We start from the raw sequence: 24839 nt of genomic DNA on the forward strand, positions 1-24839 counted from the left end.
GGTGTTGAAAAAATAATAGTTTGAAAAAGATGTTAGTTTAGTGTCAAAATAAAAAAACCAACAATTTAAGTTATTAGGTTAATTTAGCTCTTATGGCTTTTACTTCCTCGGGGTCCAGCCTCCTGAACGCTTCTTTAGTAATGACCACTACATCGACATTTTCTCCGGACGCTGAGTCCCTTTTAGTTGCATTGTGGATTGCCCGAATAGCAAGCTCAAGGCCCTCTTTTACAGTCATGTCCTCCCTATACTGGTCTTCAAGTACTCCATATGCCATGGGAGAACCGGAACCTGTAGCTGAGATCCTTGTTTCTTCTATGCTCCCTCCAAGAGCGTCCAGAGAATAGATACTGGGTCCATTCTTGTCAACCCCTCCTATAAGGAGTTGAACCATCATGGGATAGTAGCGGTTGGCGTTTAAGAAGTTTGACATTAAGGTTGCAATACCCTTTATTGTCATTGATTCATTCCTGCGCATCTTGTAGAGCTGTGATTCTACATTTACGAGCCGGACAAGTTGCTGGGCATCCCCTACCGAACCTGCAATGGTCATTGCTACACGGTCATCTACCTGGTAAACCTTTTTTGCAGTTTTACTTGCGATGAAATTCCCCATTGTGGCTCTCTGTTCGCTTGCGAGCACGATACCATCGGTGCAAACTACTCCTACGGTAGTTGTGCCCTTTAAATATTTGTCATTATCCATAAACATACCCTCATAATAAGTTAAAAATGAGAAAATGTGGCTAAAAAAAATGCTTTAGTGAGGTGAGTATTTTTTAACTTAAATCGCAGGATTTAGCACTTCATTATCTCATTATTAATATCGTTATATATAAGTTTTCCTCCTCTTTTTTATTGAATGCGTCTAAATTTAAATTCGGAGGAAGATTTGGCAAAATAATTTCTTTTCTTTTTTCGTTACGGGATGTTCAGATCTCCAGATCCCCTGAAAAATCCTAAACTTAGCTGAAAAGTCCTTCTACCTCTTCAGCAAGTTTATTTACCCTTTGAATTACAATTTCAGGTACTTCTTGCTTGCGCATGAGCGCAATCCGCTCAGTTGTGGTTATTCTGCGCGTTCCCTTAACAAGGTTATCGGCATGGGCAACGATTTTTTCTTCCAGGCTTCGCGGGAAATAGTCATCTTCAGGAAGCCCTAATTTTCTTGCCTCTTCTTTTGAGATTCCTGCTCCTATATGTCTTTTTATTATTTCGGAAATCTCAGAATCTATTCCTATGTTCTTGGCTAGCCTGTACCCTTCTGCCGCATGATCGATTTTATGAGTTTTACATCTTCCAAAGTCATGCAATAGAGCCCCAATTTCTACCATTTCCAGGTTTACTTTATGTCCTGCTGCTATTGCCTTATTTGCCATCTCGACTGCAAGCGACGCAACTTCCTTACAGTGCTCGATAACGTTAGGAGCACATCCATTTTCTTCAAGTAGTTGTATTGCTTCGTCTCGCGTAATCAATATAATCACTCATACTGAACTAAGGGCATCTACGCGTTTCTTCAGGACCTTTATAAAGTGTGAATTGTCGTAGAAAACCAGGTCTTCTCCACACATAGGGCAGAGAAATTCGGTTTCCGTAGCTTCGTCAAAGAGGAGGCGAACACAGCCCTGAGGGCACGTATAGAAAACATTATTTTCTTCGAATTCAAGGCGAGTTTTCAGGTTTCGGAGCAATTTTTTCTTCTCCTTCATAAGCTGGTGCTCTATATCAGAAAAGTCCAGGTGCCAGAGGTATGTTAACCATCCGCTGTTTGAATCTCTCTCCCTGCGGCAGATTGCAAATTTATTCTCATGTAGTATGAAGAGCGTTCTCCTCACGGTGTTCAGCAGAATTCCGGTCTTTTCCGCTATTTCTTCATCTGTAACCTCTCCTTCGGGCATTTTTTCTATCATCTGCAGCCCTTCTTCCCCTACAAGGCTTATGAGATATCCTCTAATTACCTTGTCATTTAGATCGACCAATATATTCACCTCGTGAGTGCCAATATGAATTGGATATACCAGTATTAAAGTTTACATTACCCTTTTTATTCCGGAGACTTTCCTTAGCCTGAAAAAATTGAATTCCTTTAAGCCTGACTTACAACGTGCTTAGTAAATCCAGGTACTTTTCCTTCCGTCTGGTTTTTGATAAAAGCCTTTATTCTATCTGTCCCTCTTTTAAGCGACAGGACTGCTTCTTCTCTGGTAGAGGTGCACGCGAACAGGGAAGTAAGAGGTCCATCAGGCTCTACAACGGTTCCTTGGCATGGAATGTCAGCGCCTTTTTCCCTCAGAATGAGGTGCATGAGCTTTTCGTCTATAAAAAGCTCTCGATCTGAATAAATTACTCCTCTTGCAGCAAAACCTTTAGCTTTGGGTTTCTCAGGAAGATCTCCTCTGAAGCAGCCGACATGAGCCTCAAAAATGTTAATATTCATTGCTTTCTCGACAGTGTCAAGACTTCCCTGAAACCTCGGGTTTATCTCAAGTACTGAGGGTCCATTTTTCGAAACCAGGAAGTCCACACCGTTTGAGCCAAGGAGCCTGAATTCAAGCACCAATTCTTCAGCAAGGGCTTCCATTTCCTCAGCCTGATCGGTCTTGAATGGTGTTATGTTTCCACAATAAGCAAAAGGCAGCCTCGAAAGCCAGGGTACTCCTATTAACTGTTCGTTCACAGCTACCGAAAGAGCCTCGTTCTTTGTAGAGAGCAAGGAAACACTTGAAGGTATCCCTTCCAAAAATTCCTGAATAATAACCGTTTTTTCAGTAAGCTCGGAATTATGTTTGTGTAATTCTCCGAGACTACTTAAAAGCTCCTGTTTGTTTTGAGCAACCCGGTTGAAGATTCCTCCTCCGCCTGAAACGGGCTTGATCATGACCGGATATTCTATTGTATCCAGTTCCTCTGGAGAATAGCAGCGCGGGTGAGGGATTCCGAGGGCTTCAAGCCTTTTTGAAAGATACAGTTTGTCTGAAGCCTTCTGCATGGCATCCGGGCTGCTGGCAAGTACAGGGCATGGAATATCCTTATGGCCAAGCATCTCCAGTCCTGAACCCGGAACAATGGCATCAAATTCAATCCCGAATTCAGACATCTGGGCTTTTATCCGGGAAGTGTCGAGCTGGTGCAGTTCTTCTACGGTTCTGTACTCCAGAAGTGCAGATTTATATGCACATTCCTGCAGGTCAAGATCACGGAAAGCATCTATAGAGCAGACCGTATATCCAGCCCGCCTTGCGGAGCATACAACGTTCCTGGTGCTAAATCCGATCACAAGGATATTCTGCATATTTCCTCTTTCCGAACCTTTTATTTTGCCTGCGGAATCTCGGATTGTGTCAGTGCAAAGATCCCATATGAGGTTTTCAGGACAGGGATCTCGCTCCCTGCTTCGGCATTGAGAGACATCGGCTTCTTTATGGCAACGGTCTCATATGTTTCAGGATCAAGCACAAGAATGGCGCTGTCCTCGATTGAAACAAGCACTGTTAAAACCGCGTCCTTAATGTTACCGATTTTCTCTGCTCCTTTCAATTCTTCAGGGGTTGAGATAAATCGGGAGCCATTCTCAAGGGAAATCCCGTTAACTTTTTTTCCTGAGCTTTTGATCTGGATAATTTTTCCTCTGAACCTGATTACATCTCCTGGTCTGAATTCGGGAAGCCGCATTGAGAAAGTAATTCTGTAAAGATTTCTTCCATCTTTCATTCCCACAAGGGTAGGAGATTCGGAGAAGCTGCCCCCAAGTTCGGAGGTGATTAGCCTGCAGACCTGCCTGCTGGCATTCATGGAACCCATATACAGGTCAAGTCCCTCTTTTTGCTCCAGAGTCTCACTTATGAACGCCAGACGGTCACCCTTTTTTTTCATGCTCTCCATGGCTTCCCTGGCTATAGCCATGCAGCGGCTTTTCTCTCCTTCAGTAGGAAACCTGCCTGCCGCTCTGATCTGGATAATGGCTTCAAAGTATCTTCCGGATTCCCTGCTGCACATATCACAGGCTGTTCGCTGAATCCTTACCTCGGTCTCAGCTTCGGCATGCACAGGCTCTTCCCGGACTAAGGCATCGACTTCGGCTCTCACCCGGTAAATATAGGGTGTAATTTCTCTGGGCTCCATGTAGATCTCCACGTCTCCGGCTTCATTGTGGATGAAAAGGGCATTTTCTACAGCCTTCAGAACCACATCTTCAATGCTACCGATATTTTCCCAACGGCTTCTATGAAGGTGCGCTCCACAAGCTGGACATATCCTTGCATGGAGTACATGAGGCAATTCAATCAGTTTGAAAGTCTCAAAAAAACAGTCCCTGCAAACTGAGTCAAACAGCCTGTAACATTCTCTGCCGCATCTGGGGCATGTGATGAAATTCATCTTAAATCCTTACTTATAATCTTCTTGAAATTATTTATAATCTTCTTGAAATTATTTATAATCTTTCTGAAATTTACTTATATGCTTCTTGAAATAGTGATCCTTTCTTAAGTATTAATGGGCTTCTTGATAAATAATCTAAAATACTTATTTTTCGAGATCCTCAGGAAGAAAATCTCTGCAATATAATCTGAGCAATTCACCTGTTAAGCCTGCTCATTCTATTTAAAAATAGCTGGATTTGCGACTTTTACTTTTGAATATTCAGGCTTCCCTAATTCCCGGAAGCAAAACCAGCAAAATATATAGCAATATTAAAATGAATCAGTTATAGACAAATTTTAAAAAATATATAGTTTGAATCTCTATTAAATAGGTATTTTTTCTTATATAAATATTTTCCTCAATTTCCCATATCACCTGAGTCTCACAAGCCTTTTCAAATCTGTAAGTTTATGCTTTCTCCACCTTTAAAATCCGGAAATAGGGCAGCATAACTACCCTGATTCCATTCTTTCTGCCGATCATATCCTGTTTTCTTTGCTACTCTTGTTTTATTAGCAGTCTCTTTTACACGGTTACCTAATATCTGAAATCAAATATCAGCTTACACAACTTCAAAGTTTCATGTTCTCGATTTTGTATTTTAATACCCGTTGGGGCATTACATTCTATATTCTCTCGGCATTATCAGAGATATTCTATTTGAGCAGAAAAAAAAACAGTCACTTTTTACTAATTTGAGCAATAGAGTTGAGACTCTTAAAGCTGGATTTACCAAAAAGCTATAGCTAACCCAAAAGAGAAGCTAACTCAAAAGAGAAGTACTTAACCTTTAATAAAAAAAGAAGAAAATTCCGTGTCTTTTGACACGGATCTATATTTTCATATTCACGTTCGAATTTACTGTTTTGGAGGCCAGTTCTTCTCAAACCAGCCTGGGAGTCTTCCTGAGTCCATTGGACCGACCAGGACTCTTGCACCGAGTTTGTCCTCAAGGTCACCCTGGAGACGGGCAGCAAGACCCGGAATAATTACAGTGTTGTGGGTAACATCTTTCTTGAGGTCAAAGCCTGACTTTTCAAAGGCATCCTTTACTTTGTCAGCAGTCAGCTGACCGCCGGCAGCGGCTGCTTCTACACCAATACCATCGGTGTCAACTGCAAGCAGCCAGCAGGTGATGCCGTTTGAGGACAGGTCGCTCTCGACTGTGTAGTAAGTAAGAGCAAAGTTTGTTGTAAAGAGCACAGGGGAGTTCTCGTCCGGCTCTCCTACCTTGTACATCTTTGAGTCAACAGCTACAGGAGTCCTTGGGTCTGTGTAGATTGTCTCAGCAAGGTGCACTTCAGGCAGGGTGGCATATGGCTCCAGGCTGTGGAGAATCATAATGTCGCCGTACCTGATAGTGAAGATGGCAGCCATCGCGGTTTCCCAGTATGCGGCACTGACTGGGTCAGAAATCCCGGCCATCCAGGCGGTAATCGGCAGAGCCATGATCGGGTATGCGATCTCGGTGTCTCCCATAATGCCTGCTCTTCTTATCTTCAGGAAGTTGGTAAAGCTGTCTTTCAGACCCTGACCGCTTGGATAGGTTCCTGGGTCAAGGACAATATCTTTAATGCCTGCTTCTGCAAAGGTCTTTGCAAGAGTCTTGAGACCATCAAGATCATTGAAAGCTGAAACTACCACAGGCACATTGTACTCAAGGGCAAGTTCCCCTACTTCCTTCCAGTTGTCCTTGTTTGCAGCGTAAATCAGTGGATTCTTATCCTTTGCTACCTCAAGTCCAGCTTTAAGAACTGCAGGGTTGAAGGAACAGAGGATCATGGGTATGCCTACTTCTGAAACCTTCTTGACAGCTGCTGCAAACTTTTCAGGATCATTGGATACTGACCTGATTGCTACACCGTCAAGCAGCAGGTTTCGCCCGACATAAAACTTCCTGAAGTCAGCGACCTTCTTTGTCCTCTCGAGAAGTGCAGCCTCATCCATCGTGTCCGTCACATCGTAGAACATCTTCGTCTTGTTGAAGAAGGTCAGTTTGTGACGGTAAAGCACATCGTCGCCACCAATCTTGACCGCTCTGTCGCCGACACCGATTGTAATTTCGCGAATTTCAGGGGCGAGGAGCCTCTCAAGCTCTGCAAGCTTCTTGGCAAACTTCTTCTCTTTAACGAGAGGCGGGCACTGTGTTGGCTTGCCGGATCTGTCGATCAGTTTGGAAGCAAAAGCCATACAGGTTGCTTCACCACATTCTCCACAGTTGGTCTGCGGGAGGTACTTGTAAGCTTCTAATGGGCTGTTTATTTTCATGTTTTACACCTCCGCTCCAATCCAGTTAGCGATATCAACGGGCTCTGCCTCAATTGAGCCAAAGAGTGTCTGAGTCATGTGTTTCAGGACAGCAACTGAGGTTGGGTGCATCATCATGAAGAGGTCGTTTCCTGCAATTGCAAGGGACAGACCTGTAATGATTTCCCAGATTGGACCTCTGTATTCTCTGGGTCCCCAGTCAGAATCTTCCTTCAATGGTGAGCTAACCATCCAGGATTCACGTGCACCCCATGCGTTTGTAGTACCTGATGACATCGGGAAGGTCAGTTCATCGTCACCCATGAGGGCTGCAAGGCGGATACGCTCCATGTTGGTGTAAGCATAGTCCAGACCATAACCGAGGGCTGCAGTGGTTGGGTCCATTATAATTCTGTCTCTTGGCACGTTGCACTGCTTCATAAGTTTCCTGTTCAGTTCCTTCTGGGCGTTCATGTCCAGCTGAGTCCAGGAAAGGACATCGTGATCGTATTTTAATGCAGCCTCTGCGATTGCAGCGTAGTCCAGGTTCAGGCTTGCAGATGCAAGGAGGCAGCGCTCTCCTTCAGCGACTTCTGCTGCTTTTGCAAGAACCAGTGGGTCTTTCTGTGGGTTTCCTGATCCACCAATTGCTATTGGCACATCAACAGCCTGCAGAACCTCTTCGACTGTCTTAGCTGCATCTTTGGGGGATGTGTCCTTGATGAGCGGGTCGGTTGAAATCAGGTGAATAGTAATCATGTCAGCGTTGAATTTCTCAACGTTCTTCTTTGCCCATTCTCCAGGATTATCCATAACATCGTCATAGTTTTCCTTCACAGCCTTTGCAAGCCCAAGCCTCATGTCGAAAACGTCAATTGTGACCTGGTTCCTGTTTGGCATTGGAGCATCAGGGAAGAATGGAAGGGCTTTCTCACCACCGAGTAAAATTCTCTTTCCACGGCTTCCGCCGTCTGCAGAGGTGTTGCCTATTGGGACTTCCTCGACCTGGGTTGTCCATTCCTCTATGTTTGAGAATTCAAACTTGGCTGGAATGAGATCCTTAAGTTTGGGAGCTGCCAGAGCAGGGGAAACTGCAGCAGGAGCAGCTGCTGGGGCACCGACACTAACAGGGTATCCAAACATTCCTGCAATTCTTGCGAAATGCTGTGCAAGTACTGCACTCTCCTGCCCGAGGGCAGCAGCAAGCATTGGGTCAAAGCCGCCTAGTCCACCGAGATCAATCTCAATGTCCCCTTCTATAGTTACACCTTCGAGGGCTTCTACATTCATGCCCGCGAACATGTTTGTAATTTCGGATAACTTCATTTTCTTTGCCATGTAAACCTCACCGTTTCCCTAAGTTTTCCGTTTTTGCGAGTGACTGTATAATAAAGAATGTAACACAGGAGTTATTTCCTTACATTTCCCTGCAGGGATCGTGACATAAATTCCCTATATAGCAGGGTTTGCGATGGAAATGGCACCTGCTCCGTTATTATGGATTTGATATTTCTCAGGCTTTAAACAGGCAAAGAATCCTACTTTTTTTCCGGTATGATTTTTGCAGTCTAAAGATCCAAAAGAAAGGATAAAGATCCAAAAGAAAACTGGGATTAGAATCCCAGTTTTTTTACTATACTTTCAATTTCGACTGCAGCAATTGAATCATCCGGTATCTTAAAGAGAGGTATGCCCTTTATATCCATTTCCTCGATTTTAGGGTCGAGCGGGATCATACCTATCATATTAAGTTTCAGATCCTCTGCCAGTTTGATTAGCTCTTCTCGGTTAGCATCTGTAACCTTGTTTGCAATAACGTGAATTCTTCCAATATTTGAGTCCAGTTCTTCTACAAGCTCACGAATTCTTTCCGCAGTCCTGAACCCTCTTCTTGAGGCGTCAGTTACGACGATGAGATCATCGATATCCCTGATAATTTTTCGGCTGAAGTGCTCAAGTCCTGCTTCCGCATCAATGATAACCACATCATAGTTTGTGATCAGTTTATCCATTATGCCTCTTAGCAGATTGTTTACATAGCAGTAACACCCTGAGCCTTCTGGCCTACCCATAACCAGGAGATCATAACCAGGCATTTCTTCAATGATCTCATAGACCTTGCTCTTAAGTATCGATTCCTTATTCATATCGGGATTGTCAGGCTTTGGTTTTGTAATTTCAGCCTGTAAATACTCTTTTACCTCCCCGACAGTTTTTACATCCTCACATCCAAGGGTTTCAGGCAGGTTTGTATCTGCATCTGCATCTACTGCCAGCAGAAACTTCCCTTTTTTGGAAAGGTAGCGGATCAGAAGAGCCGCTACTGCTGTTTTACCAGTCCCACCTTTTCCCGTTATTGCAATTACTCTCGTCACAGAATACCCCGTTTATATTGTTTTTCTGTTTCAGGCTATTGCCTGTGCCTGTTGTCACTCAATTATTTCTTTTCCTTCTTTTCGCTGATGATCATCCTGTCGATCGTAATCTTTGCGTTCTTGAAGGTCAGTTTAATTCCACCGGCTCCTCCGGACATCATCGGCATTGCTGGCATTGCTGGCATCTGGAAGCCTGCTGCTGGCATCATCATTGGAGCTGCTTCAGCAGCTACTTCCTCTTCTTCCTCTTCCTCTTCTTCTTCCTCTTCTGCTTCAGCTGCCCAGTTTGCTACAACCGGGTGGTTCTTCTCCTTTAGGAAAGTTTTCAGGGACTCAATGTCCGTTACATCCTTTTCTGTTGCAATCTTATCCTTCATGTCATCAGGAATGGCTTCATCGATCTTTTCCTTGAGCATTGAAGGTAGCCATACAACTCTGTTCCATCCTCCATCAGCCTGGATGAACTTGGGGGAGTAGAAGTAGTTGATACCAATACCCAGGAATCCTACGATCTGCTTTCCGCCACCTGTCTGACCAGCCATTGTTGAGAAACCAAGACCGTTTGGAGCCATTCCCTGGTATTCTCTGTTAACCCAGCCTATACCGTCTACTTCAGGGATATAGAAGCCGACTACCTCGAAACATCCGCAGGATGTGTGAGGAGCATCGAAGAATGAGTGGAGTTTAATCTTGTCAAACTCGCCGCTTGAAAGCTTCTTGGCGACTTCGTTTACTCCTGAGTATTCACCGGTCTTGGCATCGAGGAGTTCACCCTTTTCAATTGCGAACTGTGGGCCTTCTGGGTCCACTTTTGCTGCTGCACGGCCGTCAAACCAGTTAATTGCACCGCAGAGAGAAACTCTGTCAGGGGAAACTACACAGACGTTTGTTGGAGCAAAGGACTGGCAGAGTGTACATCCGTAGAATACATCCACATCTTCGTCATGCAGGTCTTTCGTCCTGGCATCTCTTGCCTTGAAAATCTCCATTGCTTCTGCCATCTGTTTTTCGACTTCAGCCTGGTCAGTATAGAAGGTTACCTGCATCTTCTCGATGAAAGGCAGTTCTGTCTTGAAAAGCATCATAACAGCCTTTCCGAAAGGCTCGAATGAGTCCATCTTTGCAGCTGTGTCCTTGGAAATTCTCATCCAGACATCGTACCTCTGGTTCAGGTGCATAATGCCTTGGCAGTAGTTAATGAAGTCGTGTACACGCCTTTCGATGACAGACTCAAGGTCAGGCTCTACAAGTTCTCCGCCGACGTGGAAGATCATTGCCCAGGGGTAGGTCTTTCCCTCTTCCATATCCTTGAGGTCGGGACCGACAATCGTGACCTTGCCATCTTCGATCTCATCCATAGGCTTTGCACGGACAAGCTCAAGACCAAGTGACTTCGGGCCACCTAGTTCTACGAACATTCCTTCCTTTCTTACTCTTTCTCCTTCAAACATTGGGGAAATCTCAAATGGGAATTCTGACATTAATTTCGCCTCCTATAAATTTATAAAAGGTCAATTACCTCATCCAGTGCTGCAATATGATCTGCCTTGCTAAGGTTTCCGAAGGACATCGTTGCGTTCTGGATGTAGTTCCTGTCTATTGAAATTGATTTTACGTCACTGAAGTTCTTAACTGCTGATAGTACCTGGTTGATGTAATACTTCTTGTGGCCTAGGAGAATTATTGTATCATAGTTCCCGTTGCCATCAAGCCCTGGCCAGTCGGGGTCGGTCAGGTAGAAGCCAAGCTGGTGAAGATTGATGTACTTGGCATTGACATCCTTATCCACAAATCCTGGCATTGAGGATCCGGTTGCTGCAATTGGGATGTTCTTTGCTTTTGCAATCTTCACTGCGCGGTCAAGAAGTTCAGGGTCGAGAACTCCAGTGCCTACCACGAAAAGTGGTCTCTTTGCCTTTGAGATCAGCTTGGCGGCAACTTCCGTGGTTATAGCCTTTGAAGTCTTTACACCATAGCTGGTGAACAGTTTGGTGTTCTTAGTAGTGTCAACCATCTTCAGGCCTCCTTGCAAAGTCTCTTAAGGTTAGTTGGCTGCGAAGAGACATCGAATTTAATCTTCGGGCCGGAAATGATCTTCTTCTTCTTCCAGTCGATCTCCCATCCGTGCTCGGTTTCAAGCTTCTTCAGGAGCTCTTCACGCCTGGAGAGAGGCAGGTCAGCTTCGTGCCTGACGAACTTCCACCAGTCTTCCGGCAAAACACCAAGATACTTCTCGCTGAGTTCTATCCAGTGGGTGAGCTTGATGGACCTGCCCATGTTGTTGTCGGACGGGCGAATACAGTTCTTTGCCAACAATACACAGGCTTCCTGCCAAGTCTCTGCAGTTGTGATAAGGAACTCTGGAGATGGCGGAATATCCAGTTCAGAGCCGTTTCTGCTGTCGTAAACCTTCCACTTGTTCTCATCATAGGTCTTGGCGATGAGTGCTCTCCTGTACTTCCCACTGTGAGGTCCGAGCACTGCAGGAATACCATACATGTTGCATCCTGTACCGATAGCTGCTGCCTTCTGTGAGTAAGCACCCCATGCAAGTCCTACTGCACCTACACGGTTTAGTGTGTAGTCAGCGATCTCGGCGAGGTTGCCTGAAAGGTTTCTGCCTGCAAAGATTGCGGCGACCTTGTGGCATGTACCTGAGATGTGAGAGTTCGAGACACAGGAACCGGTGTTGAGGATGTTACCTCTCTCGAATCTGCCTGGGAATCTCTCGTAGAGAGTCTTGCCGTCAGCATCCTTGTACATACCGATGTCCATTGCGGAACATCCGGACACTGCAACGATATAGTTCCTGTTAAGGAATTCCTCTGCAATTCTGTATACATCCTTGGAGCCTGCAGGGTAGTTGGCACAGCCGATAATTGCGATAACACCTGGGGTGGTACCCATAACCAGGTTCAGACCTTCTGCACGAATCTCGGCGTCACTTACCTGACCTCTTCCTGCTCTTACCAGACCTTTCTCCTCGGCAATAGCCTTCTGAGCAGCCTTATCAATGACACTCAGGATCGGTATCTCCTTGTTACAGACCTGTTCACACCTGCGGCAGCCTACACAGAGATCGTGGAGGAAATCCAGAGCAGTAAAGTCTCCTTCCTTTGCAGCCTGGATAGCATCGGGGATGTCCAATTCTTCTGGGCATGCGAGTGCACATTCTCCACATGCTACACACTTGGCGACAAGGCTTGCCATTTCTTCGTCAGAGGGGATTGCTGAGATTCCTTCGCGGAGTGGAGCCATTTCCATGGCAAGTCTCGGTACGAGTTCTCCGAGCTTTTCATAGTCCAGCATTACACAGCCCGGTATCTTTCCAGTCTTAATGTCTTCAATGATTGCATCCACATCGTCATTTGTCCTGTCTGGCAAGCCATACATGACTTTCTCATTGGATGCGATAACTGGTATCTTAAGTTTCTTTCCTTCTTCTACAAGGTCAGCTCTTACACACTGTTCATCAATAACGATTACATCAGGTATTCCGGAGCGGACAACCTTGAGTTCCTTTGAAATGGTACCGACAATCTTTGCATATGGGGGTTTCCTGTCTTCTCTCTTGTACCTGGTCATGTCGAATGCGGTACAGCAGAGACCTCCAATTTCCATCTTGTCAGTCAGGTTGTTGTCTTCCATGTAGTCCATGATATAGGTGACACCTGCAACGTTGTGCCCAATAGCTATGATAACTGGCTTTGAGGCATCAAGCGTTCCCATACCTACTTCTACAAGAGGAGCTTCAGGGTCAGATTTCGGGAAGCCAAGTGCAGTAACCTGAGCAATATCGGAAACTTCCATTCCTACGTGGTCCAGGATTCCAGCAAGCATTGCCTTGTTATCGTAGTCGATTGCTGCTCCTTCCTGTCCTGCGTGTACAGTTGCAAGTAACTGACCCAGCTCTTCCTCTACATACTCCATTATTGGTTTGAGGTCTCCAAGGGTCTTTGGCTGCCTGCCCGTGATAAGCTGGATGTTGGGGGCAATCACATTTGAGGCACCCATGTTAATTGGCATGTCCTCCCCAAAGATACTAATAATGTGATCGAGCAGGTGGCGTCCGTGGGCACTGTGGCATGCACAACCTGTAATACAGCGCAGGAAGAACTCTCTTGCAGCCTGGCCTTTCATGTCCAGACCACAGGCACCTCTCCTGTTTCCTTCCAGGTTACACGGTCCAAATGTACAGTAGCAGCACTGGTCGCACATGGGGGTATACACTGGCTCATAGCGGTCAAACAGTGTAAAACTCCAGTCCCTTACTGTAGCAGCTGTGGGGAAGGGGGTCGGTCCCATTGGGCCAAGCTCTTCTTCTGCTTTTTCGGCGGCCTCCTTTGCTGCACCTACAATGTTATTAATAGTGATCTGAACGGATTCCAGATCTTCTATAGAAAAACTCCCGGTAGTTAGTTTGCTCATTTGAGCTTTACCTCCTAAATTTGTTTAAAGTCGACTTCACCAAGACGATTGCAATTTATATTATTCGGCTTATTCTTCATGATTATATATTATGTATCTGCCGTCTCCTTTATATGTTACAATCGTTTAAATAATACTTCTCTGATAAAATGCTTTTAACGAGTTCTTTCAATAATTAAGCATTTTATCAACGTTTTTTTCAAATAAACCGTTTTTAAGGGAATATTTTCCTTGTAAAGTCGTTTTTTAGGGCTTTAACGCTCTTCAATACCTTTTTTACGCCCTTTTTTCTCAAAAAAAACCGTTTTTACCAGCGATCGAGACCTCAATCCTAAGACAGGGTCGCTACCGATGGATAATAAACACTAATTAAATGTCTTAACGTACCAAATCTATATAACATTTTCTAATTTGTAGCATGCTATTTCGAGAAGGGTAAAATGGAATATTCGAAATCAGTAAACTCTAAAAACTTATTTTATCCTATTATACAAAAACTAGAATTGAGGCTCTGGATGCTGATTTTTTATTACGATTCCATGGAATGCTGATAATTTCTTTTTTTAGTGTTATTATTTCTTACTAATTAGTCTTTTTATTCACTTATGAAACAAAAAATTATATGAATATTTGCTACCGAATAGTAGTCTTATTCTTAGACAAAACTTATTGTTTAGAAGAAAATATAATTTTAAATTATATTTCAAATTTTATAATTTTACGAACAATAAATAAATGGAAAATTATTTATAGGCTTAGCAGTGCCATGCGGCTTTACACTGTGAACGCCGTAGACTATTTTTTGTTTTTTCAAGAAAAGGATAAATATAATCTTTTCATTTAAATATTAATTAATATATTTTCCGAATTGAATAATGTATACCTCAATTTAAATATGATTTATTACTTGAATGATCTTATATGAAGAGATCTGTTCTTAACTTGATCACTCTTGAATAAACCTTACATAGATATGTCCGCTTTTCCTGAAGAGGTCTGTTCCTGGAATAGTATAATATTTCTTCAAAAATTAAGTTTCTAATCCATCTTTAAGCTTTGGATTTATCTCATTGAAGGGTTTAAGTGAAGAAAAATCTGCCTGTTAAACGTAAAATCTCTTAAAATAGAATTCTATAATTAAGATGAGCATCTAAACCAGTGTATCCGAAATTCACAGGCTTCTTAGAGCCCTTGGGTTATAAGCTAGTAAATTCTGGTTCATAATCGGTTCTAATTAACATTTTACTCCACAAATAATAACATATTACATATTACAGTATTCAGTCAACTATCTCACCCTTCAAGAGTAAAATCAATTAAAATGAGACTACTGAATCTTAAATGACATAACTGAACCATTTTGAGCTGAGATCACTTTATCTGGGTTGCTGTTGAGGTACTCTTATTGCCTCATATTAACTCACTTTTATATTAACTAATCGGGAGAGAAATTGGAAATATGTTTGAACTTAATGCATTTTATATTCCTGGAGGTGGAAAGTGTGGAGGGTAAAAACTCTATTCTGGCAAGCCCAACGATGGTAATCATTATTCTCTGCACACTTTCATTCTTCCTGGAGATGATTCCGTATGTAGGCTACTTCTATGTTAGCGCTTTTCAATTTGACCCTAATTATCTCGTGACAAGACCCTGGACACTTGTCACATACATGTTTTTGCATACCAGCTTATTGCATCTTTTATTCAATATGCTTGTCCTGTACTTCTTCGGGACTGCACTCGAAACCCGAGCTGGAAACAGACAGCTTCTGGCAATCTTTTTCACCTCTGGGATTCTGTCAGCAATAGGGTACACCTTTTTAAGTGGGCCAATTTTCAATATCTCACCTGGTCCAATGATTGGTGCAAGTGGAGCGATCTACGGAGTCTTTGCAGCTCTTACAATGCTTGAGCCGGATGTTCACGTCTATGTCTACTTTATCCCAATGAAGTTAAAACATGCTCTTGTGCTTTTTGCTCTCTTTGACTTCCTCATGGCTGGCTCATCAGATATGATAGCCCATACAGCTCACCTTAGCGGCCTTTTTGTTGGTCTTTATATGGGACTTCGTATTAAGAAGATTCAAGAAAATACTGCAAGATCCAGATACATCGGCAGGTGGTAAATCTGGGAGAGGATAACCTTCCCGAAAATACATACTATTATCCAAGACCCGAGCCTGGAGAGAAAATCCCTATCCAGGTGTTAAATTTCAGGAGGCTATTTGCAGCCTGGTCTCCTGAGTTGAAAAGAACTTTATACTTCGAAAAACCGCCTGAGGATGAAAACCTTAAAAGGTTAAGGGAAATTGTTCTTCTCAAGGTCTATGACTGGCTTGCAGGTAGGGAAGGATTGATTGAGCTTAATGACGCAGAATTTGAACAGTTTATGCAGGTTTATGAGGCTTTTTTAGAGAAACTCGGAGAAATCCAGTACTTAAGGCGTAAAAAAGGACGGAAGACCGAAAATCTCTTTGAACTCAAAGAATCTCCGTATGTCATCCGGGAAGTAAAAAAGGGACCTTTCTCCGATAAATTATAATTCTATAAATTATATATCATGTTTTTATAAGTCGGAGCTTTGTCCTGACGGAACTTTCTTTCCGTTTTTTTCGCAGGAAAAGTCTCCAGTTTATCAGCCTATTGATTTGCATAAGAACAAAGTCACAAACTTTGTTTGTTTAATATGCAAATGTTTTACTCAGAATTTGGTTGCCTTAATATGCAAATGTTTTACTACAGAAAAGCAGATATTAGTATTAACTAATTATGCAAATTGCGGTACTAGAATTATTAATCTTAGAGATTCGGAACTTTGAACCCCAAAAGTAGTATTTGAGCCATTAACTCTCATCGGCGGATTGGAGGGCTGCTATAAATGTAGCTTTTCCCCCAAAACTGGCGATGTGCAGTCATATAGCGCAAACAAATAATGAGTGCAGGTTCCGTGAACTGCAAAATCACAGAGGACATTGATGATGAAACCTGTAAAAAGCGGAATTGATTCCATCTCAAAATACCTCCGCTCGAAAAAAGAAATTGGCAGGCGGAAAATAGGACTTCTAGTGGATGGTCCGAATATTCTCAGAAAAGAATTTGATGTAAATCTCGAGGAGATAAGGGACGTCCTCAAAGACTATGGAAATATCAAGATCGGGCGTGTTTTCCTAAACCAGTACGCCTCTGACAAGCTTGTGGAAGCTATCGAAAATCATGGGCTTGAGCCTATAATCTGTTCCAGCGATGTTGATGTGCGCCTTGCAGTAGAGGGCATGGAGTTAGTACATAACCCCAATATTGACACCCTTGCAATCGTGACCAGGGATGCGGATTTTAAGCCGCTGCTGAACAAGGCAAACGAACATGGCAAAGAGACTATTATCTTTGGGGTTGAGCCCGGTTTTTCCACAGCGCTCAAAAATTCTGCGGACTATGTTATCCTTATGAAGAAGGATAGAATGAGCAGTTATGATGACTCTGATGGGGTGAGCTCAGGTGAAGGAGAAATTGATGCAGCGGAATATCAGGACAGCATGTATGAAGGATCCGTAGATAAAACCTGTGTAGAAAAGACCTGATTTATACTGCCTTTTCTAAATTCCTTTTCTGCTTTTTATGGATAATTGACGTCTACGCCAAGGATATTTTTTTCTCCAGCAAAAACATCCCTTGCTATTTCAGCACAGCCTATTGCAGCATGCCACTTTCCGAGACACAGGCATTCCTGCCCCAGATGTGCACGGATTTTTTTCTGTACATATTCATATTCCCCTACTGATCCTGCAAGAAAGATCTCTCCGGTTACCTCATAGCACTTAAGAAGAAGCTGCATTGAGGTAATTTCCATAGCTGCAAACAGTGCAATTGTATCAAGGGCAAGAAGGGCGGGACCTTCTTTTTTTCTGGCTGCACTGAGTAATTCTTCCCTATCTTTGTACGGGGTCATTTTTAGAACTCCTGCTTCTATAAAAGCCTGGTTTGCAGTGCAGTATCCGCTATCCACATCCCTGATCGCTTGCAGATCAAGAGGGCCGTGATGGACGCCTGGGGCAAATATGCAGGCATCGATTGCACCAACTACCTTGCCATCGGCGACGGCAAGAGTAACAGTGTTTGAGCTTATGTCGGAAACTACGAAATTCTTATAGCCAAGGCGGAGGATATGGTAAGCAATTCCTAGTTTCTCCGGGCTTGTGAGGTGGGAAAATACCTTCATTCTGGGGTCTACCTTGCTCTCAGCATGAAGACCAGGGATTGCTATTGATGGAATTCCTGAGTTCCGGATGGCATCAAAAACTCTTGTACCTCCACCGGTTTTTTTTCCAGCTCCTTCTATGCTTTTGAGCCCTCTTCCTTCCAGGTTTCTTACATCCTTTATTGAGGAAAAACCGTCTCCCATTGAGTACGTTAGTGCAATCAGGTCAATTGCCTCACATCTGACTTTAAAATTCTTCTCGATAGAAGCCAGAATCTCATTTTCGGACATGGAAGCTGCCTCATTCCTCCCAAGCTCAAAGGTCAGAACCTTTTCCCCTTCTATCAGAGCAAAACGTATTGCAGTTGTGCCGTGATCAATCCCTATATACGCCAATATTTGTCTCTCCCTTAACGCCTCAGAGGGCAGCTCTTAAGATTTCATTGAGTTCGTTCATAATCCTATCTCCCTCCTCTGCGGTCCCAACTGTTGTTACCAGTCTTATTTCCTGGAAACTCCTGCCTTCAGAGAGCAATAGCCTCAAGTTCCCTCTTACATCCGCACGCAATACTTTTCCGGTCAGACTTCCTCCTGCAGCGCCTTTTACGGAAATCACGGATGGGATTACCTTTTTTATCTCAGGATGCTGGCTTACCAATTTTACAAGCTTTTTACCAGCCCTTCCCCCGATAATTGTCGTATGGGCTCCACCAAGCTTATTTCTTGAGGATTTTTGTGTGTTTTCTTGTAAATTATTTTTATTTTCCGCCATTATGGTCAAACCGGTAATCTATTCTCCTGGCAGCTTTTTTACATCTCTTACTTATTCTTTTATATTTATTCTGTGTATCCAGTCATTCGGTTAGAATCCCAAAAAGGTCTTTAGGGGCTATAGATTTCATATTAATTTTTGCCCTGATGCCAGGAGTTGTAAAAAGAGCTGTTCCAGAATCGTGAGAAATTTTATTTGATCCTGGATCATTCCGTTTTTTTGCTCCTTTAAAAAATTACTTTTTTCTCCGGAAAATCCGGTTACAAATTAAAATCAGATCTTTTCAAGCTCCTTCATGCTTATGAGCTTGATATTCTCCTTCTCAAGCGTTTCAATTGCTTTTTCGATGTCATTTACCCGGACTATTAAAAGGGCTTTCTGCTCTCTGGTAACAAAAGCATATGCATAGTCAATATTAATATTGGCTTTTCCGAATATTTCCGCAATACGGGACATGCTGCCGGGCACATCTTCCATTTCGATACCAAGCACGCTGGTTTCAGATACAGTAAACCCTGCATCACGGAGTACACTGTGCGCATAGTCGGACTTGTCCACAACCATGCGGATTATCCCGAAATCTCCGGATTCAGCAATGGTAAACGCCCTGATATTTATGCCAGCATTTTTTAATTTGCTTGCAACATTTGCAAGTCTGCCAGGCTTATTTTCCGCAAAAAGGGAAATCTGCTTTATAATTTTCTCTTCCATTCCAGCACCCATGTCCTTATATTACTTGTTCTTATTTTCTCTTACTTTCTTTTTTAATCTTTTTACTGGAGTATAATATAAGTCTTTATGCGTCTTTTAAGTTTGCACGCAGTTTCCATTTTTATAATTTGCTAATTTATTTCATATCTGGCAACTTTATCTCATACTCGGTAATTATTGCCGCAACTCTTTTTTATATCTGACGGGCTTCTATTAAAATTCTGAGATGCCTGAACCAAAAAGAAAAACCTGAAGAATATTATTATCCTCCCGGTATTGTTTTCATTCAATCTCTATAAACTCTCAAATCTTTCGTTTGTCAATAACTTTCTTTGATTTTCCTTCTGAACGAGGCAGCGAGCCATGTTCCACCAGCTCCACCTCAACCGCAAGATTGAGCACGTTTTTCAATGCACTTGAAATCTTCCCTTTAAGTTCCATCATGTCTGACATCTTATCGCTGAAAGCCGACTCATGCATTTCAATCTGAACCTTCATTGAGTCAAGGGGACCAATCCTGTCTACAATAATCATGAAATGGTTTCCGACTTCAGGAATCTTCATAAGGACCGATTCTACCTGTCCTGGGAACACATTGATTCCGCGCACGATAATCATGTCATCCGAACGCCCGCTTATGCGTGCAATTCTAGGATGGGTTCTTCCGCAGGGGCAGGGCTCTGAGAACTTTCTTGTAAGATCCCTTACCCTGTAGCGGATAAGAGGCATGGCTTCTTTAGTAAGAGTCGTGATCACAAGTTCTCCGGTTTCTCCGTCCGGGACAGGCTGTCCTGTCTCCGGGTCAAGGATCTCAATAAGGAATTTGTCTGCCCAGATATGAACTCCGCACTGTTCCGAGCATTCGGTAAAAAGAGGACCGCTCATTTCCGAAGTTCCGTAAATATCATACGCTTTTATTCCTGACTCGGATTCTATGCGTCTCTTGAGTTCCTCGGACCAGGGCTCAGCTCCGAAAAATCCCATTCTTAATTTCGTATCGCTTCTGAGATCGATATTTAATTTTTTTGCGGTCTCTATCATATAAAGGAAGTAAGAAGGCGTGCAGGCTATAGCAGTAACGTCAAGGTCTCTCATTAATTCAAGCTGACGTTCGGTATTTCCGGAACTTGTAGGCAGGACGGTTGCACCAAGCTTTTCACTTCCGTAATGGGCGCCGAGCCCACCTGTAAAAAGCCCATACCCGTAACTTACCTGAAGAATATCATTTTCCCCCAGTCCCACAGAAGTAAATCCTCTCGCAAGGGATTCAGCCCACTCTTCAATGTCATGCTGGGTATACCCCACCACTGTCGGTTTTCCTGTTGTACCCGATGAAGCATGGAAGCGGACTAGTTCTGTGTTCGGGACGCAAAACATACCTGTTGGATAGGTGTCTCTGAGATCCTGCTTAACTGTAAAGGGTAACTTTCTAATATCATCAAGAGTCTGGATGTCCTCCGGTTTAACACCATGTTCGTCAAACCTTTTTCTATAGAAAGGAGAGCGTTCATACACATAATGTACAAGTTGTTTCAACTTTTCTTCTTGCAACTTCTTTAAATCATCTATAGGCATTGTCTCGATTTCAGGATCCCAGTATTCTGGCATTCTTTCACACTCTGTATATCTTGTAATTGGGCTCTTAAGCTCATACCCAATATTTTCTTTGCTTTTCTCATATATATTTAATGTTCCTTCAAGGTCATGTTCAAGTCCATGTCCTCTCTTCTATCTTTTTCTTGCCTTCTTATTCCGGACTCTCAATATCTCAAGTGGATATATCTCCGGTAATATATATGAAGATCAAGCTGGACTGATTTGAAGATTATGCTAGATTCTATATAAATATTAGCTGTAAAGCTGAAAAAAATTTAAGCAAACCCTGAGGTTAATCGCATAAAAAGAAAAATTTTTACCGGCAAGACTTTTATGAGTCCTGAATGACACAATAAATTCATTCATGACATAGTAAATCCATCTATGAAATAGTAAATTCATTCATGCAGATAAATTCATTCATGCAGATAAATTCATTCACTGCAGACAAATTCATTCATTGCAGATAAATTCATTCATTGCAGGTAAATTGTAGAAATCAGAGGTTCTGATACTTTGAGGATGACCAGAAATTGGAGTTTGTTCTGGATTACAGCATTTAAAAATATATTCTTAAATGTAATTTTCTGGAGAACGTTCTGGAGTATAATGTCTTAAATTGCTTTTAAGCTAAGATTCGTTTACTTCTAAGATTCGTTTACTTCTAAGATTCGTTTACTTCTAAGATTCGTTTACTTAAAAGTCACTCATCTTCGAACTCGTCGAGTTCATCCTCACAAGATATTTCTCTTGCCTTTACTCCAAATGAGGCTTCAAGAATTTTCTTTGTTCTTTCCCTGCACTTATTCAGCACTTCTTTCATGTCTGCAATAACGTCAATTCCGGCAGCTCCTGAATGTCCGCCGCCTGTGCCGTTGTATTCGTTACTTATATCTTCCATTAGCTGGCCAAGGTTAACTCCGGCGTTTACAGCATCACGCTTCGCTCTTGCGCTCACTCTGACATTCTCACCTTTGGCTGTGCCAACGAAAGCAATATCTGCTCCGATATTAATTAGCATGGAAGATGCAGAACCCCCAAAAGAGCTGACATGGGAGGTTGCTATAATCATATCCTGTACTCTATCGAGCTCGACGCGGCTGGCGGCTTTCAGGATAGCTATCCGCATGGAGATATCCTGTGGAGTTGCAGCCATAAGGTCAAGCACCTCCCCATACTCGACGCCGCTGTCCTCAATAATTTTTGCCACTGTCCGGAATGTGTCTGCAGATGCATGTTTGAAGTGACCAGTATCAGTAACTATTCCTGTAAGCATCCCGATCCCCACACGCCGGTTAATCGGGGCTCCCATTGCTTTTAAGATATTGTAAACTATTTCTACGGTAGATGTACTGTTCCTGTGCAGGTAAAACTCGGCATTTTCTGTTAGAGCTGTGGTTGTGTGGTGATCAATTACGCAATATTTTGTAAGCTCCAGGTCGTTCAATTGCGCTTTTGTCGAAGTATCAACCACAACGACAAAACCGTAATCAGCAGGATTGGGTTTATCCACAACTTCAATCCCGAGTCTATCTATAAGCACAGAAGCTACGCGGTTGCATCCATCTACAAGTCCGATAGTACCTCCGATAGCTTCTGAAAGGGCAAAAGCGCTGCTAATCGCATCCGGATCTGCGTTCCGGTGGCACAGATACAAAATGTTTTGATAGTCAAGGAGCCGGTTGAAAAACTCCGCTTCATCAACTTCCATTGTCCACTCTGGCTATCGTTTTTATAGGCATTGATCTCCCTGGATTCAAGAACTTTGGGATTCCGTTGATTTCTATCTGAGTTAACAAAGCATTTTATTTCCTGTTCCATATGCGGGAACGAAAAATAAATTATTGTGCTCTTTTGGCACCCAATGCCTGCTGGACTTGCTCCTGAAGCTGTTTAAAGCGGGTTGTGAGCCTTTCTTCCTGCCTAGAGATGGACTGAAGCCTGAGTGAAAGCGTCTCTTCCCTGTCTTTCAGCTTTGTAATAGACTCCCCTTTGCTCGTTCTTATTACCAGCTCTCCCACATTACGATAGACTATCGCATCGTCAGTGAGCCTTTCTAGCTCCTCAAGAGCCATCTTGGCTTCTTTCTGCATAGCCTCAATCTGTGATTTTTGCATTGCTAGAGCCTGGATCTGCTGCTGGATCTGCTGAAGCTGTGCAATCTGGTTCTGAACTTGAGGGGGTAATTCTGTACTCATATTATATTCACCTGAGTCCTCAATAAACCTGAAGGGATTTTAATGTTTCTGTCCTTGCAGTTTCTGAAAAATCCCCTTTCGTCACCTGAAATTAATCTGGAGCCTCAATTGCTAATAACTAAACAACAGGTTAACCTTCGGACCGTATAATTATTTTTATATAGAAGATATTAATTTTAATCCGAGAATTTAATAAAAACTGCCCGGGAGAGAGTAATTATAAAATTCTCTGTAAATATATATTATAAAATTCTCTGTGATATTATAAAAATTCTCTTTAGAATTGTAATTCTCTGTAAATATGTATTATAATAACATTTACGAAATTCATTTAGCCAAAAAATACCTAAAAAAATTATTTAATAAAAGTGATTTATCAAAAAAGCGGTTTAATAAAAAATATTGTTTAATAAAAATCATTTGACAAAAAAATCATTTGACAAAAAAATCATCATAATAACTTATTTAACAGAAATTTATTAACAAAGGATGATCATGGGTAATTATAATATTTCCATTAAATTCAATTAACTCATTAAGGTTGATTTGAGCTTTAAAATGGCTGATATACAGGAGATATTAGATAATGGAAGAAGATGAAAATTTTAGAGATATAAAATCCCTGCTTGAGAAGTTCACAAACGCTCATGGAATCTCTGGTTTTGAGCATGATATCAGGGAACTCCTCAAAAAGGAACTTGAGCCCTATGTTGACAATATACGAAAAGACTGCATGGGAAACCTTATAGCTGTCAAAAATGGAAAAGGTCCCTCTATAATGCTAGCTGCCCATATGGACGAAATCGGGCTCATGGTCAGATATATTGATGATAACGGCTTTCTCAGATTTATCGGGATTGGGGGATGGTTTGACCAGACTCTTCTTAACCAGAGGGTTATGGTTCACGGGAAAAAGGGTTCGATTCCCGGAGTTATCGGCTCCAAACCTCCTCATGTAATGAAAGATGAAGACAGGAAAAAGCCTATTAAGCTTGATGATATGTTCATCGATATCGGGGCAAAAAACAGAGAGGATGCTGAAAATCTTGGAATCGAGATTGGCACAACAGCCTCAATCGATCGGGATTTTGTATCCCTGGCAAACGGAAAGGTAACTTCCAAAGCTTTTGACGATCGTGCAGGTCTCGCGATCCTTGTTGAAGTTATGAAGCGGCTTTCCAAACATAAAATTGAAGCGAATGTCTATGCCGTAGGTACTGTTCAGGAAGAAGTGGGGTTAAAGGGTGCAAAAACCTGCGCTTTTGGAGTTTGTCCGTCTATCGCACTTGCCCTTGATACAACTATTCCTGGAGACCATCCCGGAATTACTAAAACCGATTCTTCACTTGAACTCGGGAAAGGTCCTGTAATTACCGTAGCCGACGCGTCCGGAAGAGGTCTTTTAGTTCATCCACAGATACTTAAGTGGCTTAGAGAAACTGCTGCTGAAAATAATATTCCCTATCAGCTTGGAGTCGGATCAGGAGGTACGACCGATGCAACCTCAATACACCTCACAAAGGAAGGTATCCCAACAGGCACGGTCAGCATAGCCACCCGATACATCCATTCTCCTGTTGAAGTTCTGGATATGGCAGATGTTGAAGCATGTGTTTCTCTGATAGTAAAAGCAATTGAAAACGTAGGCAAGTATTTCTAAGCTTTTTCTTTCAAATTTTTCTCTTATTTTTCTATTTTTTTCTTTTATTCTAAATCTTTCTGAGTAATAATGAAAAAGGGAATACGTATTAGATAGACGATTTTTCTTCTTTTTTCAGGTTTAGTGTATTGTTAACTGGAAACTAAAAATACTATGGTCTGCTATTAAAGAAGAGTTTTCAGAGAGCTACGGCAAAAACTTGGGGATCTTCCTGAGGAAGCCGTGTTCCTGA

General features: G+C 42.5%; 21 protein-coding genes. 4 read left to right on the forward strand and 17 right to left on the reverse strand.

Annotated features, from left to right (window positions below):
• Window positions 1–73: 73 nt before the first annotated feature.
• From psmB to cdhA, 11 genes are all read right to left on the reverse strand, one after another.
• On the reverse strand, window positions 74–706 hold the full coding sequence (psmB, locus tag MSTHT_RS12390; protein ID WP_048168049.1) for an archaeal proteasome endopeptidase complex subunit beta: 633 nt from the start codon (window positions 704–706) through the stop codon (window positions 74–76).
• Between the two features lie 259 nt (window positions 707–965).
• Window positions 966–1478 carry an HDIG domain-containing metalloprotein gene (locus tag MSTHT_RS12395; RefSeq protein WP_048168584.1) on the reverse strand — a complete coding sequence of 171 codons (513 nt, stop codon included), beginning with the start codon at window positions 1476–1478 and terminating at the stop codon, window positions 966–968.
• 9 nt (window positions 1479–1487) lie between these two features.
• Window positions 1488–1982 (reverse strand): replication/maintenance protein RepL, encoded by a 495-nt coding sequence (locus tag MSTHT_RS12400; protein ID WP_048168050.1) that lies wholly within the window; start codon window positions 1980–1982, stop codon window positions 1488–1490.
• A gap of 107 nt (window positions 1983–2089) precedes the next feature.
• On the reverse strand, window positions 2090–3295 hold the full coding sequence (locus tag MSTHT_RS12405) for an ATP-grasp domain-containing protein (protein WP_048168051.1): 1206 nt from the start codon (window positions 3293–3295) through the stop codon (window positions 2090–2092).
• 20 nt (window positions 3296–3315) lie between these two features.
• Window positions 3316–4380: a 60S ribosomal export protein NMD3 gene (locus tag MSTHT_RS12410; protein WP_048168052.1), complete on the reverse strand. Its 1065-nt coding sequence runs from the start codon at window positions 4378–4380 to the stop codon at window positions 3316–3318.
• A gap of 903 nt (window positions 4381–5283) precedes the next feature.
• The gene (acsC, locus tag MSTHT_RS12415) at window positions 5284–6693 is read right to left on the reverse strand and encodes an acetyl-CoA decarbonylase/synthase complex subunit gamma (RefSeq protein WP_048168053.1); all 1410 of its coding nucleotides are present in this window, start codon (window positions 6691–6693) and stop codon (window positions 5284–5286) included.
• Window positions 6694–6696: 3 nt separating this feature from the next.
• Complete coding sequence (cdhD, locus tag MSTHT_RS12420; RefSeq protein WP_048168054.1) at window positions 6697–8010, reverse strand: CO dehydrogenase/acetyl-CoA synthase subunit delta; 1314 nt, start codon at window positions 8008–8010, stop codon at window positions 6697–6699.
• A gap of 275 nt (window positions 8011–8285) precedes the next feature.
• Window positions 8286–9047, reverse strand: a complete 762-nt coding sequence (locus MSTHT_RS12425; RefSeq protein ID WP_048168055.1) for an ATP-binding protein — start codon at window positions 9045–9047, stop codon at window positions 8286–8288.
• A gap of 62 nt (window positions 9048–9109) precedes the next feature.
• Entirely contained in the window at window positions 9110–10528 is a 1419-nt protein-coding gene (cdhC, locus tag MSTHT_RS12430; RefSeq protein ID WP_048168056.1) for a CO dehydrogenase/CO-methylating acetyl-CoA synthase complex subunit beta, read from the reverse strand.
• Between the two features lie 20 nt (window positions 10529–10548).
• A complete protein-coding gene (gene cdhB, locus MSTHT_RS12435; RefSeq protein WP_048168057.1) occupies window positions 10549–11061 on the reverse strand; it encodes a CO dehydrogenase/acetyl-CoA synthase complex subunit epsilon in 513 nt (170 codons plus the stop codon).
• A gap of 2 nt (window positions 11062–11063) precedes the next feature.
• Window positions 11064–13475, reverse strand: a complete 2412-nt coding sequence (gene cdhA / locus MSTHT_RS12440; RefSeq protein WP_048168058.1) for a CO dehydrogenase/acetyl-CoA synthase complex subunit alpha — start codon at window positions 13473–13475, stop codon at window positions 11064–11066.
• Between the two features lie 1502 nt (window positions 13476–14977).
• Between cdhA and MSTHT_RS12445 the strand changes: the two genes are divergently transcribed.
• The 3 genes from MSTHT_RS12445 to MSTHT_RS12455 all read left to right on the forward strand — a co-directional run bounded on the left by MSTHT_RS12445 (window position 14978) and on the right by MSTHT_RS12455 (window position 17053).
• The gene (locus MSTHT_RS12445; RefSeq protein WP_181952193.1) at window positions 14978–15601 is read left to right on the forward strand and encodes a rhomboid family intramembrane serine protease; all 624 of its coding nucleotides are present in this window, start codon (window positions 14978–14980) and stop codon (window positions 15599–15601) included.
• On the forward strand, window positions 15595–16017 hold the full coding sequence (locus MSTHT_RS12450; RefSeq protein ID WP_048168059.1) for a hypothetical protein: 423 nt from the start codon (window positions 15595–15597) through the stop codon (window positions 16015–16017). The genes MSTHT_RS12445 and MSTHT_RS12450 overlap by 7 nt, the downstream gene beginning before the upstream one ends.
• 436 nt (window positions 16018–16453) lie before the next feature.
• Window positions 16454–17053 (forward strand): TIGR00288 family NYN domain-containing protein, encoded by a 600-nt coding sequence (locus MSTHT_RS12455; protein WP_048168585.1) that lies wholly within the window; start codon window positions 16454–16456, stop codon window positions 17051–17053.
• 35 nt (window positions 17054–17088) lie between these two features.
• Here MSTHT_RS12455 and MSTHT_RS12460 read toward each other — a convergent pair whose 3' ends face one another.
• The 6 genes from MSTHT_RS12460 to MSTHT_RS12485 all read right to left on the reverse strand — a co-directional run bounded on the left by MSTHT_RS12460 (window position 17089) and on the right by MSTHT_RS12485 (window position 22947).
• Window positions 17089–18066, reverse strand: coding sequence for a methanogenesis marker 12 protein (locus MSTHT_RS12460; RefSeq protein WP_048168060.1), 978 nt, complete (start codon window positions 18064–18066; stop codon window positions 17089–17091).
• Between the two features lie 22 nt (window positions 18067–18088).
• Window positions 18089–18442 carry a DUF2103 domain-containing protein gene (locus MSTHT_RS12465; protein WP_048168061.1) on the reverse strand — a complete coding sequence of 118 codons (354 nt, stop codon included), beginning with the start codon at window positions 18440–18442 and terminating at the stop codon, window positions 18089–18091.
• A gap of 273 nt (window positions 18443–18715) precedes the next feature.
• On the reverse strand, window positions 18716–19153 hold the full coding sequence (locus tag MSTHT_RS12470) for an ACT domain-containing protein (protein WP_048168586.1): 438 nt from the start codon (window positions 19151–19153) through the stop codon (window positions 18716–18718).
• A gap of 303 nt (window positions 19154–19456) precedes the next feature.
• Window positions 19457–20761 (reverse strand): phenylacetate--CoA ligase family protein, encoded by a 1305-nt coding sequence (locus MSTHT_RS12475; RefSeq protein WP_048168062.1) that lies wholly within the window; start codon window positions 20759–20761, stop codon window positions 19457–19459.
• Window positions 20762–21452: 691 nt separating this feature from the next.
• A complete protein-coding gene (locus tag MSTHT_RS12480; protein WP_048168063.1) occupies window positions 21453–22460 on the reverse strand; it encodes a DHH family phosphoesterase in 1008 nt (335 codons plus the stop codon).
• Window positions 22461–22590: 130 nt separating this feature from the next.
• Complete coding sequence (locus MSTHT_RS12485) at window positions 22591–22947, reverse strand: prefoldin subunit beta (protein ID WP_048168064.1); 357 nt, start codon at window positions 22945–22947, stop codon at window positions 22591–22593.
• A 586-nt stretch (window positions 22948–23533) separates the two neighbouring features.
• Between MSTHT_RS12485 and MSTHT_RS12490 the strand changes: the two genes are divergently transcribed.
• Window positions 23534–24607 (forward strand): M42 family metallopeptidase, encoded by a 1074-nt coding sequence (locus MSTHT_RS12490; RefSeq protein WP_048168065.1) that lies wholly within the window; start codon window positions 23534–23536, stop codon window positions 24605–24607.
• Window positions 24608–24839 lie beyond the last annotated feature (232 nt).

It is taken from the genome of Methanosarcina thermophila TM-1, assembly GCF_000969885.1.
GTDB classification, from domain to species: Archaea; Halobacteriota; Methanosarcinia; order Methanosarcinales; family Methanosarcinaceae; genus Methanosarcina; species Methanosarcina thermophila.